Origin of the sequence: Alloyangia pacifica (assembly GCF_020524285.1) — a bacterium.
GTDB classification, from domain to species: Bacteria; Pseudomonadota; Alphaproteobacteria; order Rhodobacterales; family Rhodobacteraceae; genus Salipiger; species Salipiger pacificus_B.
In genome coordinates this window covers 43,402-57,375 of the sequence record NZ_JAIVKX010000020.1, presented here as the reverse complement: position 1 = coordinate 57,375, position 13,974 = coordinate 43,402, and the positions used below count along the sequence as shown (strand labels likewise).

The 13,974-nt window shown below is 68.2% G+C and carries 13 protein-coding genes; 7 read left to right on the top strand and 6 right to left on the bottom strand.

The genetic code is table 11. The features are described 5' to 3' along the window. Nucleotides 1–2 precede the first annotated feature (2 nt). Together iolE and iolB are read left to right on the top strand one after the other, a co-directional pair. Nucleotides 3–911: a myo-inosose-2 dehydratase gene (iolE, locus tag LC039_RS23245; RefSeq protein ID WP_226628681.1), complete on the top strand. Its 909-nt coding sequence runs from the start codon at nucleotides 3–5 to the stop codon at nucleotides 909–911. A gap of 80 nt (nucleotides 912–991) precedes the next feature. Continuing rightward, complete coding sequence (gene iolB, locus LC039_RS23240; protein WP_226628680.1) at nucleotides 992–1,786, top strand: 5-deoxy-glucuronate isomerase; 795 nt, start codon at nucleotides 992–994, stop codon at nucleotides 1,784–1,786. 99 nt (nucleotides 1,787–1,885) lie between these two features. Here iolB and LC039_RS23235 read toward each other — a convergent pair whose 3' ends face one another. The 3 genes from LC039_RS23235 to LC039_RS23225 are packed head-to-tail and all read right to left on the bottom strand — an operon-like array spanning nucleotide 1,886 to nucleotide 5,734. After that, complete coding sequence (locus LC039_RS23235) at nucleotides 1,886–3,196, bottom strand: cytochrome c (protein ID WP_226628678.1); 1,311 nt, start codon at nucleotides 3,194–3,196, stop codon at nucleotides 1,886–1,888. Nucleotides 3,197–3,199: 3 nt separating this feature from the next. Further along, nucleotides 3,200–4,984 carry a GMC family oxidoreductase gene (locus LC039_RS23230; protein WP_226628673.1) on the bottom strand — a complete coding sequence of 595 codons (1,785 nt, stop codon included), beginning with the start codon at nucleotides 4,982–4,984 and terminating at the stop codon, nucleotides 3,200–3,202. Nucleotides 4,985–5,002: 18 nt separating this feature from the next. Beyond that, on the bottom strand, nucleotides 5,003–5,734 hold the full coding sequence (locus tag LC039_RS23225; protein ID WP_226628672.1) for a gluconate 2-dehydrogenase subunit 3 family protein: 732 nt from the start codon (nucleotides 5,732–5,734) through the stop codon (nucleotides 5,003–5,005). Between the two features lie 468 nt (nucleotides 5,735–6,202). Between LC039_RS23225 and LC039_RS23220 the strand changes: the two genes are divergently transcribed. After that, nucleotides 6,203–7,231 (top strand): LacI family DNA-binding transcriptional regulator, encoded by a 1,029-nt coding sequence (locus LC039_RS23220; protein WP_226628667.1) that lies wholly within the window; start codon nucleotides 6,203–6,205, stop codon nucleotides 7,229–7,231. A gap of 9 nt (nucleotides 7,232–7,240) precedes the next feature. Here the strand turns inward: LC039_RS23220 and LC039_RS23215 are convergent, their stop codons facing one another. Next, on the bottom strand, nucleotides 7,241–8,125 hold the full coding sequence (locus LC039_RS23215; RefSeq protein WP_226628665.1) for a LysR family transcriptional regulator: 885 nt from the start codon (nucleotides 8,123–8,125) through the stop codon (nucleotides 7,241–7,243). A 106-nt stretch (nucleotides 8,126–8,231) separates the two neighbouring features. On the opposite strand from LC039_RS23215, the gene LC039_RS23210 reads away from it, so the two are divergent. The 4 genes from LC039_RS23210 to LC039_RS23195 are packed head-to-tail and all read left to right on the top strand — an operon-like array spanning nucleotide 8,232 to nucleotide 11,487. Next, nucleotides 8,232–9,287, top strand: coding sequence for an SDR family oxidoreductase (locus tag LC039_RS23210; RefSeq protein ID WP_226628664.1), 1,056 nt, complete (start codon nucleotides 8,232–8,234; stop codon nucleotides 9,285–9,287). After that, nucleotides 9,284–9,811, top strand: a complete 528-nt coding sequence (locus tag LC039_RS23205; RefSeq protein WP_226628662.1) for a VOC family protein — start codon at nucleotides 9,284–9,286, stop codon at nucleotides 9,809–9,811. Before LC039_RS23210 ends, LC039_RS23205 begins: the two co-directional genes overlap by 4 nt. A gap of 1 nt (nucleotide 9,812) precedes the next feature. Further along, complete coding sequence (locus LC039_RS23200; protein WP_226628660.1) at nucleotides 9,813–10,514, top strand: SDR family oxidoreductase; 702 nt, start codon at nucleotides 9,813–9,815, stop codon at nucleotides 10,512–10,514. Nucleotides 10,515–10,539: 25 nt separating this feature from the next. Then, nucleotides 10,540–11,487 (top strand): aldo/keto reductase, encoded by a 948-nt coding sequence (locus LC039_RS23195; protein WP_226628658.1) that lies wholly within the window; start codon nucleotides 10,540–10,542, stop codon nucleotides 11,485–11,487. A gap of 156 nt (nucleotides 11,488–11,643) precedes the next feature. On the opposite strand, the gene LC039_RS23190 is transcribed toward LC039_RS23195, so the two are convergent. Both LC039_RS23190 and LC039_RS23185 read right to left on the bottom strand, forming a co-directional pair. Next, nucleotides 11,644–12,357 (bottom strand): ribonuclease activity regulator RraA, encoded by a 714-nt coding sequence (locus LC039_RS23190; RefSeq protein ID WP_226628657.1) that lies wholly within the window; start codon nucleotides 12,355–12,357, stop codon nucleotides 11,644–11,646. Between the two features lie 71 nt (nucleotides 12,358–12,428). Then, nucleotides 12,429–13,958: an aldehyde dehydrogenase (NADP(+)) gene (locus tag LC039_RS23185; RefSeq protein ID WP_226628655.1), complete on the bottom strand. Its 1,530-nt coding sequence runs from the start codon at nucleotides 13,956–13,958 to the stop codon at nucleotides 12,429–12,431. Nucleotides 13,959–13,974: the final 16 nt, after the last annotated feature.

The following is a 13,974-nucleotide window of genomic DNA, read 5'->3' as shown; positions in this document are numbered from 1 at the left end:
AGATGATCCGTTTCGGCACCAACCCCATCGCCTGGTCGAACGACGACGACTGGTCGATCGGCGACCACCTGAGCCTCGAGGACTGCCTGCGGGATTGCCGTGCGCTCGGCTTCGACGGCATCGAGAAGGGGCACAAGATGCCCGGCGAGGGCGCGGCGCTGAAGACGGTGCTGAATGGCTACGGGCTGCGCTTCGTCGGCGGCTGGCATTCGACCAATCTGCTGGTCAATGACCTCGAGGCCGAGGTGCGCGCGCTGCGGGAGGTCATCGCCTTCGTGCGGGCGGCGGGCGGTGATCATGTCAACGCCTGCGAATGCTCGAACGCGGTGCATGGCCGGGACGCGGTCGCGGTGAACGACAAGCCGGTGATGACCGAGCCGGAGTGGGAGCGCTTCTCGACCGGCTACGAGGCGCTGTCGCGCGTGGCGGCTGAGGAGGGGATGGCCATGGGCTATCACCACCACGTCGGCACGGTGATCGAGACCGAGGCCGAGATCGAGCGCTTCATGGACATGGGCGGGGCGCACACCCGCCTGCTGCTCGACACCGGCCACGCCTGGTTCGGCGGTGCGGACCCGGAAAAGCTGGCGCGCAAGTACATGGACCGGGTGAGCCACATCCATTGCAAGAACGTGCGGCCCGCGGTGGCGGCGCAGGTGCGGGACGCGCGGCTGAGCTTCCTCGAAGGGGTGCGCCGCGGTGCCTTCACCGTGCCCGGGGATCCCGAGGGCTGCGTCGATTTCGCACCGGTGCTCGCCGCGGCGGCACGGCAGGGCTACGCCGGCTGGGTGGTCATCGAGGCCGAGCAGGACAGCGCGCTGCGCGATCCGTTCGAGTACCAGGGCCTGGGGCTGCGGAGGCTGAAGGCGCTGGCGGCCGAGGTCGGGCTGATCCAGCCACAGGATGCCTGAGACGGGGCGCGGCGCGAGACGGAGAAACTGAGCGGGCCGGGGCCGATGCCCCGCCCGGAGCGGGAAAGGACGAAAGACTCATGAGCCATCTTCTTCATCATCCCTTCGGCACCCACGGCAAGGTGCACGAGATCACCCCGCAGAGCGCCGGCTGGCGCTACGTCGGCTTCTCGCTCTACCGGCTGCGCGCGGGCGAGAGCGTCTGCGAGGCCACCGGCGACCGCGAGGTCATCCTCGTGATGGTCGAGGGCAAGGCCAACCTCACCGGCGCGGGCAAGGACTGGGGCGAACTGGGCGAGCGGATGAACGTCTTCGAGAAGACCCCGCCGCATTGCCTCTACCTGCCCAACGGCACCGACTGGAGCGCCGAGGCCACCACCGACTGCACGCTCGCGGTCTGCTCGGCGCCGGGCATGGGCGGCCACGAGGCGCGGCGGATCGGCCCCGACGGCATCACCCTGACGCAGCGCGGCGAGGGGGCGAATACCCGGCACATCAACAATATCGCCATGGAGAACGAGGATTACTGCGACAGCCTGCTGGTGACCGAGGTGTTCACCCCGGCGGGCAACTGGTCGTCCTATCCCAGCCACCGGCACGACGAGGATGACTTCCCGCGGATCACCTACCTCGAGGAGACCTACTACCACCGGCTGAACCCCGGCGACGGCTTCGGCATCCAGCGGGTTTATACCGACGACCGGATGCTCGACGAGACCATGGCGGTGCATGACCACGACGTGGTCTGCGTGCCGCGCGGCCACCATCCCTGCGGTGCGCCCTACGGCTTCGAGATGTATTACCTCAACGTGATGGCCGGGCCGCTGCGCAAGTGGCGCTTCGTGGCTGCGCCGCCGGTCGAACACCTGATGTGACGGGGGGATGGCGGACCGACGGAGCGGGCCCGCAAAGGAAAAGGCCGCAGGAGAAATCTCCTGCGGCCTTTTCTTTTGTGCGTGATGCGTTGCGCGCGGTCAGTTGCTCGCGGCGCGCAGCGGCTCGCGTGCATCCAGCGCCTCGCGCATTTCAGCCACCGCCTCGGGCGAGACCGCCTCGGCGCCATTGCCGAAGCTGTTGCGCACGTAGGTCAGGATGTCGGCCACCTGCGTGTCGTCCATCTTCCAGGCGAAGGACGGCATGCCCGCGGCGGTCTGCGCCGCCTCGGTATGGGCCGCGCGGGTGCCCTTGAGCATCGCGTGGATCATGTTGGTCGGATCGCCAAGCAGACCGTGGTTGGCCGAGAAGGCCGGGACCATGCCCTCGATGCCTTCACCGTCCAGCCCATGACAGGCCGAGCAGTTGACCTCGTAGACATCCGCCAGCCGCACCATGTCGGTCTCGGCGAGCGAGGCCGCCTTGGGGGCGGGGGTGTCCGAGGCCGGCAGGGCGGTGAGATAGGTGCCCACCGCCAGCGCGTCCTCGTCGGTCAGATACTGCAGCGAGTGCTCGACGGCTTCCGCCATCGGGCCCGCCGCCACGGCGACGCCGTCGGTGCCGGTCTTGAGGTAGGTGGCGATGTCCTCGGCTGAGCTGCCGCCGAGGCCGACATGCGGGTTCGGGGTCAGGTCGGGCGCGTACCAGTCGCCGATGTTGCCGCCCTGCAGGTAGGCGCTGGCCACTTCGGCCCCCAGCGCGTTGCGCGGGCTGTGGCAGGCGGCGCAGTGACCGCCGCCGTCGACGATGTACTTGCCGCGGTTCCAGGCGTCGCTCTCGGACGCGACCGGCTCGAAGCCCTCATTGTCGAAGAACAGCATGTCCCAGCCCGCCATGGCCAGACGGATGTTGAACGGGAAGGGCATGCCGCCGTTCTCGTCGATGTCGTTCTGCACCGGTTCGACCGTCGACATGTAGGCCCAGAGGTCGTGCATGTCCTGGTCGGTGAACTTGGCATAGGCGGTGTAGGGCATCGCCGGGTAGAGCATGCCGTGCTGGCCGATGCCCTGGCGCAGGGCGTTGAAGAAGTCCTTCTCGGTCATCCCGCCGATGCCGGTCTCGGCATCGGGGGTGATGTTCGAGGAGACCAGCGTGCCGAAGGGCGTGGCGATCTCGTAGCCGCCGGCGAACTCGCCCGCCTCGCGGGTGTGGCAGGCCGCGCAGTCGCCCATGCGCATGACATATTCGCCGCGCTCGATGGCCTCGGCATCGTCACTGGTGAACTCGGCCAGCGTGACGCTGTCCCCGGCCACCTTCGAGCGCCCGGTGTTCAGCGAGTCCCAGGCCCAGACACCGGCCCCGACGGCGGCGATCACCACCACGCCGCCTGCGATCTTGATCCATTTTGCCATGGGTTATGCCTCCACCAGCGGGCCGGGGTTGTTGATGTAGGTCTCGTGGATCGCACGGGCCGCGCGGACCGCGAGGGCGCCCACGGTGAGCGTCGGGTTGTAGCCGCCGTTGTTCGGGAAGGCCGAGGCGCCGACCGAGAACACGTTGTGGCAGTCCCAGCTCTGCAGGTACGGGTTCAGCGCCGAGGTGGCGGGGTTCGAGCCCATCACCAGGCCGCCGATCGTGTGCGAGCTGTGCTGCTTGTAGGGGTTCCACGAGGCTTCGGCCTGGTTGTCGACCATGATGTCCTCGCCGCCCGCCTCGCGCATGATCTCGACCGCCTTCTTGGTGGTGTAGTCGATCATCGAGGTGTCGTTGCGGTTCCAGTCGAAGGTCAGGCGCAGCAGCGGCTGGCCGTGGCGGTCCGTGTAGGTCGGATCGAGCGACAGGTAGGCATCCCGCGTTGGCATCGAGGTGCCCTGGCAGAAGATGTTGGCCACCTCCTGGTAGTCGCGCGCATAGGCTTCCTTCCACTCCGAGCCCCAGCGCTTGTTACCCGGGCGGATGCCGTTCATGTTGGCGATCGGACGGCCGTTGGTCGAATAGCCCATGATCCCGGCGCCGCCGATGAAGTCGAGCTCGCTGTGGTCGAAGTTGTCGCCGTTGAAATCGTCGATCTGCACGCCGAGCGCGCCGCCGCCGATGAACGGGTTCATCTTGGCCCCCGAGAAGAAGCCGGTGACCGACGAACAGGTCTGGTAGCTGTAGTTGCGGCCGATGGTGCCCTGCTGTGTCGCGGGGTCGTACTGCTCGCCGATGCCCGAGAGCAGCATCAGGCGGACGTTGTCCATCTGATAGGCGGTGATGCAGACCACGTCGGCGGGCTGGAAGCCTTCCTCGCCGTCGCGGGTGACGAACTTCACGCCCTTCACCGTCTTGCCGTCCTCGTGCTTCACCGCGTGCAGCACCTCGGTCTCGGTCAGCACGGTGAAGTTCGAGCGGCGCATCAGCGCCGGCAGGATGCAGGCCTGCGGGCTCGACTTGGAGAAGTTGCCGCAGCCGTGGAAGTCGCAGAAGCCGCAGTAGGTGCACGGCCCCATGGTGACGCCGAGCGGGTTCACGTAGGCTTGGCTGATGTTGCCCGCCGGGATGGTGAACGGGTTGTAGCCCATGCCCTCGGTGGTGTCGCGGTACATGGACATCCAATTGGTGTCCTTGAGCTGCGGCGTCGGGTACTCGCGGTCGCGCGGGCCTTCAAAGACGTTGCCGCCCTTGATCTTCTGACCATTGAGGTTGCCCGCCTTGCCCGAGGTGCCGGCGATGCGCTCGAAGCGGTCGTAATACGGCGCCATCTCGTCATAGGTGACGCCCCAGTCCTGCAGTTGCAGGCCCTCGGCCATCAGGCTGTCGAGGCGTTCCTGGCCGTAGCGCTCGGCGGTCTGGGTCGCGACCTGGAAATCCCAGGGCAGGAAACGCCAGGACATGCCGGCCCAGTGGGTGCCGGCGCCGCCGACGTTCCAGCCGAACTGGAAGGCGTTCCAGTTGCGCACCGGGGCCGCCTGCTGGCCGGTCTTGTTGCGGAAGGTGGTGGTCTCCACGCTCATCGGCTGCAGCAGCTCGCGGCGGGTGTGCCAGCGCAGCTCGTCGGGGTCGACGGCGGGGGGGAAGTCGGTCGAGGTGTCGCGCCATGCGCCGCGTTCGATGGCGACCACGTTGAGGCCCGCGCGGGTCAGCTCTTCGGCCATGACCGATCCGGCCCAGCCGAGACCGACGATCACCACGTCGGCCTTGGGACGTTCATTTGCCATTTTGGTGTCTCCTTGGCCTTAGTCGTTCGGGATGAGGCTGACGGGCGTCAGGCCCAGGTCCTCGTTGCGCCGATCCACGTAGGGCCGGTAGTCGTAGCGGGCGCCGGGGAAGCCGATCATCTTCCAGCCCGCCATGTCGCGGTTGCCGCCGTAGAGCGGGTCGGCAAGGTACCCCTCGCGCGCGTTCTGCAGCATCAGCTCGAAGAAGGCCTGACCGTTGACGCCCTCGCCAAGGTCGATCTCGCCGGCTTCCAGCCCGGTGAGGATCTCGTCGATCCGGTCGGGCGAGAGCGCGTGGAAGGCCGCGCCGTCGGTGTCCTGCGCATAGGCTTCGAGCGCCTTGAGGCCGGTCTCGTAGCGCTCGCGCGGGGTCGAGAGGAACTGCGGCGCGCCCATGATCTCTTCCTCGTTCTCGGGGCTCAGCGGGGCTTCGAGATAGAGCGCCTTGCCCGCGCCGTAGTCGCCCGAGAGCTGGTCGTCGAGGAACTCGAGGCAGCCGGCCTCGGAGGCGGAGGGACCGAAATCATCCGCCGGGATCAGCCGGTCGAAGACGGCCTTGACCGTCTTCTGGTCGGTCTCGCTCTTGAGCACCTGGAAGCCGCCACCGCTGCGCGCGGGGGTGGGCAGGTGGTCGGCGGACATGGCGGTCTGCTTGGGGAACCCTTTCAGCTCGGCGGCGCCAGCACGGGAGGCGAGCCCCCCCGCGGCGGCCATCGAGCCAAGGGAGAACAGGGCTTCTCTTCGGTTCATCGGATACCTCTGGTCTGCGCCGGCGCCACCCGAGGCCGGCACGAAGCGGTCCCGTCCGGCGCGGCCGGCGGGATCGCCCTTGAACAGGCAGGGGCGTCGACGTCTCAATCTGGCAAAACGGTCACCGCGGTGGCCGTGGCATCGGGGCGGGAGGCCGTCTCGCGCCGGATGCCGGGGCGCGGGACGGTCGTATGTTCGGGTCCAGCGCGCCTAGAATCGTGAGTGGTGGCGTCTGGCGGAGGCTGGCGCTGTATACTGCGGTATGTCGTCGCGGCAGGGCGGGCAAGGCGCGAGGCGGTTAAGATTCATTCCCGGCATGGTTTTCCCTCCGCATGAAATGAGGTGATGCCTCAAATCTTTCATTTTGAGGGGAGGAGTGTCGCGAAATGCGCGTTGCCTTCGCGTCATCACCTGCTAGAACGACCCATCAGGGAGGAGCCGCGCGAACAGCCAGCGAAAGGCCCGACCTTGCCAGCACGTATCACCATCGCCGAACTTGCCCGCGAGGCCCGAGTCAGCGTCTCCACCATCGACCGCATTCTCAGCGGCCGCAGCCGGGTGAAACCCGCCACGGTGAACCACGTGCTCGCGACGGCGGAACGCATCGGGTTTCACGCGGTCGGGTCGATCCGCAGCCGTCGCGAGGTGCCCGGCCCGGCAAAGACCTTCGGCTTCCTGCTCAACGACAGCGCGCGCCACTTCTACGACGTGATGGGCCGGCGCATCGCGCGCGAGGTCGCGGCGCAGACCAGCGTCGACGGCAAGGCAATCTTCTCTCATGTGACCGATCTCGACCCGGCGCGCACGGCCGAGGCGCTGCTGGCGCTCGGCGAGAAATGCGATGCCATCGCGGCGGTCTGCATCGATCATCCCCGGATCAACCGCGCGGTCGACGAGCTGGCCGAGCGCGGCATCCCGGTGGTCACCATGCTGTCGGACATCTCCTCGCCGCAGCGCCGGGGCTTCGTCGGCTCGAACGACTGGCAACTCGGCCGCTCGGCGGGATGGTTCGTCACCCGGCTCTGCCCGCAGGGTGGCAAGATCGGCCTCGTCCCCGGCAACCCGCGCTACCTCTGCCAGCAATCGCTCGCCGCGAGCTTCCGCTCGTTCATCGCCGAGAGTGCGCAGGACGGTTTCGGCATCGTCGAGGCCGCGCCCACCGAAGAGAGCGATGCGCGCGCGCGCGAGGTGGTGACCCAGCTGGTGCAGACGCATCCCGATGTCGCGGCAATTCTGGTCCTCGGAGGCGGCCTCGAAGGCGCGGCGCAGGCTCTGGGGCAGGGCGGCAAGCGCCCGCTGCTGATCGGCACCGAGCTGACCGAGCATACCCGCGCGATGCTGACGGACGGCGGCATCGACATGATCCTCGCGCACCCGGCGACCGAGGTCGCGCGGGAGGTGGTGCAGACGCTGGTTCGTGTGCTGGACAGCGGCGAGCGCGGCGCGCACGTGCAGAAGATCATGCCCTTCCAGGTGCTGATCGGCGAGAACTGCTGATCCCGCGCCTCAGCCGCCCATCCCGGCGGCGAGGTGATCGACGAAGGCCCGCACCCGCCGCGACTCGTACTGGCGCGGCGGGGTGACGGCGTAGAGGTTGGTCGGATCGGCGGTGAAGCTTTCCAGCGCCGTCTCCAGCCGTCCGGCGTGCAGATCCTCGGCGATGTCGAAGCTCGACTTCTGTACCACGCCGGCTCCGGCGATCGCCCATTGCCGCAGCGCCTCGCCGTCGTTCACCTGCCGCGTGCCGCCCACCCGGATGCGGAAGCGCTCGCCATCTCCGCGAAAGCTCCAGAAGGCGTGCCGCTCGCCCGGCGCGCCGAGCAGCAGGCAATTGTGCGCACTTAAGTCCCGCGGGTGAGACGGCTTGCCGTGGCGCTGCCAGTAGCCGGGCGAGGCGCAGATGCTCTTCTGACCGCGCAGCAGAAGCCGGGCCTTCAGGTCGGAATCCCGCAGCGGGCCCGTGCGGATCCCCAGGTCGAAGCCGCCCTCGACCAGGTCCACCACGGTATCGCTGAGAAACAGCTCGATGGTCAGACCGGGATGCCGCCGCATGAAGTCATCGACCAGCGGCGCGATGCGCTGGCGGCCGAGGTCGTTGGTCGTGGTCATGCGGATATTGCCGGCAAGCGCGCCCTGCTCGGAAAAGCCGGTCATCACCTCGTCCACGTCGGCCAGGATGCGGCGGCTGCGCTCGAGAAAGCGCTGGCCCTCCTGCGTCAGCGAGAGCTGCCGGGTGGTGCGCACGACAAGCTGTGCCCCGAGGCTGTCTTCGAGGCTCTTCAGCCCGTAGGTGACGGTCGAGGGGGCAATCCCCCAGTCCCGTGCCACCGACGAGAGGTTGCCGCTCTCGGCGATGGCCACGAAGAGCCGCATACTGCGGAAGGCGTCCATTGTTCGATCCAATCGAATAGTCTCTGCAAATTTCTAGCCATTCCATCCTCAGATCAAAAGTTACTTCTTCGTGGCAACGACAGACCCCACTCGGATCGGAGACCCAATGTCCCTTCCCAAACCCCATGCGCTGGTTGCCGGCGGGCTCGGCGTGATCGGCCGCAACGTGGTCAGCCACCTTGCCGACGAGCTTGGCTGGCAGGTCACCGCGATCTCGCGCCGCACGCCGGATTTCGAGACCTCGGCGCGCTATCTATCGGTCGACCTGCTCGACGAAGCGGCGACAAAGGCCGCGCTCGCCGAGGCTGGCCCCTTCAGCCATGTCTTCTATGCCGCCTACCAGGAACTCGACGATCCGGCCGAGCAGGTCTCGGCCAACCTCGCGATGCTGCGCAACTGCGTGACCGAGGCCGAGGCGGCCTCGCGGGAACTACAGCGCGTGGTGCTCTACGAGGGCGCGAAATACTACGGCGCCCATCTCGGTGCCTTCCCGACACCGGCGCACGAGGACGACCCGCGCGTCATGCCGCCGATGTTCTACTACGACCAGGAGGACTGGCTGACCGCGCGCGCGGCCGCCGCGGGCTGGGACAGCGTCGTGCTGCGCCCCGACGTGGTCTGCGGTTTTGCCATCGGCAACCCGATGAACCTTGCCATGGTGATCGCTGTCTATGCCGCCATCTGCAAGGAGCTGGGACTGCCGCTGCGCTTTCCGGGCAGCGCCACCTGCTACGGCAAGCTGGCGCAGGTCACCGACGCGGCGCAGCTTGCGCGTGGCTCGGCCTGGGCCGGGACCGAGGCGGAGGGCGGCACTGCCTACAACCTCACCAATGGCGACATCTTCCGCTGGAGCCACCTGTGGAAGCGCATCGCGGCGCATCTGGACATGGACCCCGCCGAGCCGATGCGGATCAATCTTTCGGAGATGATGGCCGACAAGGCGCCGATCTGGGAAAAAATCAAGGAACGACATGGGCTTGTCGACGTTCCCTTCGAGAAGGTCGCGGCCTGGGGCTTCGGCGACTTCATCTTCAACTGCGATTGGGACGTGATCTCCTCGACCACCCGCATCCGGCAGGCCGGCTTCGCGCCGGTGGTGGACAGCGAGCAGATGTTCCTGCGTCTCATCGACGAATTCCGCGAAAGGAAAGTCATTCCATGAGTACCATCCGAGGTATCGAGCATATCGGCATCACCGTGCCCGACCACGACGCGGCGGTGAGCTTCCTCAAGAGCGCCTTCGGCGCCGAGCCCATGTTCTCGCAGACCGCGAGCAACGGCGGGCCGATGCCGGCCGAGGACGTGGGGCCGATGAACGGTCTGCGCGCCGGCACCGCGATGAAGAAGGTCAGCGTGCTGCGCATGAAACACGGGCCGAACATCGAGGTCTTCGAGATCGACCGCCCCGCCGGGACGCCGGCAACCAATATCGCCGACTACGGCATCAGCCACTTCAGCGTGAACGTGACCGATGTCTATGCCGCCGCCGCGGCCTTTGCCGAGGCCGGGGGCGCGCTGCTGTCGGATCCCTACGAGCTGGGCGGGCCCGAGGAAGGCGCGGGCAACCGCGGCGTCTTTGGCCGCGCGCCCTGGGGGCTGCTGATCGAGATGGAGCAGCTGCCCGCCCCGATGCACTACTACCCCGAAGCAGAGGCACGCCGCTGGCTGCCCGGACAGGAGGACTGAGATGGACCTGACGGATCAGACAGTGCTGGTGCTGGGCGGCAGCTCGGGCATCGGTTTCGGCGTCGCGCAGGCGGCGCAGGCCGCAGGGGCGAAGGTGACCATCGCGTCGCGCTCGGCGGAAAAGGTCGAGGCGGCGGCCGCCAAGCTCGGCTGCGAGGGCGTCACGCTCGACACCGGCGATGCCGCCGCGCTCGAGTCGTTCTTCGCGGATCGTGCCTTCGGCCATGTCTTCTGCTCAGCCGCCAGCACCAAGGTCGCGGCGGTGCGTGAGCTGCCGCTGGAGGATGCCTACGGCTCCTTCGACTCGAAATTCTGGGGCGCCTACCGTCTGGCCCGCGCCGCGCGGATCGAGGAGGGCGGCTCGCTGACCCTGGTCTCGGGCTTCCTGTCGGTCCGGCCCAAGGCCGGGGCCGCGATCCAGGGCGCGATCAACGCCGGGCTCGAGGGGCTGACCCGCGGGCTGGCGCTGGAACTCGCGCCGGTGCGGGTCAACTGCATCTCGCCGGGGCTGATCAAGACCGAGATGTACGACACGCTGGACGGCGACGGCCGCAAGGCGATGTTCGACGGCGCGGCGGAGCGCCTGCCCGCCGGGCGCGTCGGCACCCCCGAGAACATCGCCGTGCAGGCGCTCGCGCTGATGGCCAACCCCTACATGACCGGCACCACCGTCTTCATCGACGGCGGCGGTGCCATCGCCTGAGTTTTCCCGAAAAAGGAGTTTCCCGATGCAACGCAAGACACTTGGAACCACCGGCTTCGACATCGCCCCCATCGTCTTTGGCGGCAACGTGCTGGGCTGGACCACCGACGAGGCCGAAAGCTTCCGCGTGCTCGATGCCTTTGTCGACCACGGCTTCGACACCATCGACACCGCCGATGTCTATTCGGCCTGGGTGGAGGGCCACGTGGGTGGGGAATCCGAAACCGTTCTCGGCAAGTGGTTCGCCGCGCGCCCCGGCATGCGCGACAAGGTGAAGCTCTTCACCAAGGTCGGCTCGGACATGGGTGGGCCGGGCGAAAAGGGGCTCTCGGAGGCCTGGATCACTCGCGCCGTCGACAAGTCCCTCGAGCGGCTGCAGACCGAGTCGATCGATCTCTACTTCTCGCACTGGCCCGATCCCGACACCTCGCATTCCGAGACCCTGGGCGCCTATGACAAGCTGCTGAAGGCCGGCAAGATCCGGGCCATCGGCGCGTCGAACTACGACGCGGCGCTGCTTGGCGCGGCGCTGGAGACGGCAGACCAGCAAGGGCTGCCCGCCTACCAGGTGATCCAGCCCGAGTACAACCTCTTCGACCGCGGCGCCTTCGAGGGGCCGCTGCAGGATCTCTGTGTCGAGAAGAACATCGGCGTGGTGACCTATTTCTCGTTGGCCGCGGGCTTCCTCACCGGCAAGTACCGCAGCGAGGCCGACCTCGAAGGCCGCCAGCGCGCGGGGATGGTCAGCAAGTACATGACCGAGCGCGGCATGGCGCTGCTGGACACGCTCGAGGACATCGCGTCCGCCCATGGCGCCAAGCCCGCCGAGGTCTCGCTGGCCTGGCTCATCGCGCAGAAGGGCGTCACCGCGCCGATCGCCAGCGCGACCAGCGTGTCGCAGGTGGAAAGCTTTGCCAAGGCCGCCGCGCTGAGCCTGTCGCAGGAAGACCTGTCCCGGCTTTCGGGCGTCTGATCTGGCGGCGCCACCCCCGGGGCCGCTGAGACTGCTCGGGGGGGCGCGCTTGTCGCGCATCTCTGGAGCGGGCTCTAAGGCCGGGTATTGAAATTGATAAGGCGCCCGCGGCCGAGCCGCGGGCGCCTTTTTGCCATGGTGCCCGAGCTGCTTGGCTCAGCGGCCGTTCTTCTTGCGCCAGGCCTCGAAGAGGGGGCCGTACTTCTCTTCGTTGACCCGCGGGTAGAGCCCGATGATCGGCTCGCCGGCCTTCACCTGCTCGACCACGAAGTCCTCGTAGGCGGTCATTTCCTTGGCTTCCGCGGCGACCTCTTCGGCCATATGCGCCGGGATCACGATGACGCAGTCCGCGTCGCCGACGATGATGTCGCCGGGGAACACCGGCGCGTCGCCGCAGCCGATCGGCTCGTTGATCGCGATGGCCTCGTTGTTGGTCAGGTTGGTCGGGCTCGACGGGCGGGTGTGATAGGCCGGGATGTCGAGCTCGGCGATCACCGCCGCGTCACGGAAGCCGCCGTCGGTGACCACGCCCGCACCGCCGCGCTTCATCAGGCGGGTAATGAGGATGTCGCCCGAGGAGGCCGCATCGGCCTGCTTGCGGCTGTCCATCACCAGAACATGGCCCTCGGGGCAGGTCTCGATCGCAACGCGCTGCGGGTGCTCGGGGTTGCGGAACTCGGTGAGCTGGTTGCGGTCCTCACGGGCGGGCATGTAGCGCAGGGTGAAGGCGGGGCCGACCATGTTCTTGCCCTTCCAGCCGACCGGGTGCACGCCCTGGATCACCTGGTGGCGCAAGCCCCGCTTGAAGAGCGCGGTGGCCAGCGTCGCGACGGACACATCCATCAGGATGTCACGGGTTTCGGGGTTCATCGAGTTCTCCTCCAAGTCAATCGGGGGCCCGGTCCGAGGGAGCAAGGGGACGGACCGGGCGGGGGTTCGCGTCAGGCGAGGTCCTCGGGCAGCACCGCGCCCGGGATGTTCTGGTAGCAGACCGGCCGCAGGAAGCGGCGGATCGACAGCGTGCCGACCGAGGTGGCACCGAAGTTGGTCGAGGCCGGGTAGGGCCCGCCGTGGACCATTGCGTCGCAGACCTCGACGCCGGTCGGGAACCCGTTGGCCAGCACCCGGCCCGCCTTGCGCTCGAGCACCGGCAGCAGCTTGCGCGCCGCCTCGGCATCCGCGTCATCCATGTGCAGCGTCGCGGTGAGCTGGCCTTCGAAGCCCTTGGCGAGCGTGACCATCTCGTCGAGGTCCGAGACCCGCACCACCAGGCCGAGCGGCCCGAAGACCTCTTCCCCCAGAGCGTGATCCTGCAGGTAGTTCGAGGCATCGGTCTCGTAGAGGTTCGGCGCGGCCGACCGCGGGCCGCTCTCGGTGGTCAGCAGCGGGCGCACCGCGTTGCGGCCATCGAAACGGTCCTTGCCGGAGCGGTAGGCGCCGGCGATGCCCTCGGTGAGCATGGTTTGCGGCGCGGCCCTTTCCAGCGCGGCGCGGGCGGCCTCGACAAAGGCATCGCCCTCGGCGCCGGTGCCGACCACGGCGATGCCGGGGTTGGTGCAGAACTGGCCCGCGCCCATGGTCAGCGAGCCGGCCCAGCCGGTGCCGATCTCGGCGCCGCGCGCCTTGGTAGCCTGGGGCAGCACGAACATCGGGTTCACCGAGCCCAGCTCGCCGAAGAAGGGGATCGGAACTTCACGCTGCGCGCAGAGATCGAACAGCGCGCGGCCGCCGCCGAGCGAGCCGGTGAAGCCCACGGCATTGATCAGCGGATGCTGCACCAGCGCCTGGCCGACCTGGCGGTTGCCGCCCTGGATCAGCGAGAAGACGCCCTTGGGCATGCCGCAGCTCTCGATGGCGGCGGCGATGGCCTCGGCGACGATCTCGCCGGTGCCGGGATGGGCGGAGTGGCCCTTGACCACGACCGGGCAGCCGGCGGCCAGCGCGGCGGCGGTGTCACCGCCTGCGGTGGAGAAGGCCAGCGGGAAGTTCGACGCGCCGAAGACGGCGACCGGGCCGATCGGGCGCTGCACCATGCGCAGCTCGGGGCGCGGCAGCGGCTGGCGGTCGGGCAGGGCCTCGTCGACGCGCACGTCGAGGTAGTCGCCCTTGCGGATGTGGGCCGCGAAGAGGCGAAGCTGGCCGGTGGTGCGGCCGCGCTCGCCCTGCAGGCGCGCTTCGGGCAGGCCGGTTTCCTGGCTGCCGATCTCGGTGATCGCCTCGCCGCGCGCCTCTATCTCGTCGGCGATGGCCTCGAGGAATTTCGCGCGGGTCTCGCGGCTGGTGTAGCCGTAGGTCCAGAAGGCGTCTTCGGCGGCCTTGCAGGCCTGGTCGACCAGTTCGGGCGTGCCGACAGAGAACTGGTGCACCGGACCTGTGGCGGGTTCGGAGGGGAATTGCGCCTCGGTGGCGATCCACTCACCTGCGATCAGGTGCTTGCCGTGCGGGGTGAAGATCGGGGTCGTGCCGTCCATGGGGAAAGGTCCTTTC

Bases quoted from the DNA above. Each gene is read 5' to 3' on its own strand.
- iolE (WP_226628681.1), top strand. From the start codon at position 3: ATGATCCGTTTCGGCACCAACCCCATCGCCTGGTCGAACGACGACGAC.
- iolB (WP_226628680.1), top strand. From the start codon at position 992: ATGAGCCATCTTCTTCATCATCCCTTCGGCACCCACGGCAAGGTGCAC.
- LC039_RS23235 (WP_226628678.1), bottom strand. From the start codon at position 3,196: ATGGCAAAATGGATCAAGATCGCAGGCGGCGTGGTGGTGATCGCCGCC.
- LC039_RS23230 (WP_226628673.1), bottom strand. From the start codon at position 4,984: ATGGCAAATGAACGTCCCAAGGCCGACGTGGTGATCGTCGGTCTCGGC.
- LC039_RS23225 (WP_226628672.1), bottom strand. From the start codon at position 5,734: ATGAACCGAAGAGAAGCCCTGTTCTCCCTTGGCTCGATGGCCGCCGCG.
- LC039_RS23215 (WP_226628665.1), bottom strand. From the start codon at position 8,125: ATGGACGCCTTCCGCAGTATGCGGCTCTTCGTGGCCATCGCCGAGAGC.
- LC039_RS23210 (WP_226628664.1), top strand. From the start codon at position 8,232: ATGTCCCTTCCCAAACCCCATGCGCTGGTTGCCGGCGGGCTCGGCGTG.
- LC039_RS23205 (WP_226628662.1), top strand. From the start codon at position 9,284: ATGAGTACCATCCGAGGTATCGAGCATATCGGCATCACCGTGCCCGAC.
- LC039_RS23200 (WP_226628660.1), top strand. From the start codon at position 9,813: ATGGACCTGACGGATCAGACAGTGCTGGTGCTGGGCGGCAGCTCGGGC.
- LC039_RS23195 (WP_226628658.1), top strand. From the start codon at position 10,540: ATGCAACGCAAGACACTTGGAACCACCGGCTTCGACATCGCCCCCATC.
- LC039_RS23190 (WP_226628657.1), bottom strand. From the start codon at position 12,357: ATGAACCCCGAAACCCGTGACATCCTGATGGATGTGTCCGTCGCGACG.
- LC039_RS23185 (WP_226628655.1), bottom strand. From the start codon at position 13,958: ATGGACGGCACGACCCCGATCTTCACCCCGCACGGCAAGCACCTGATC.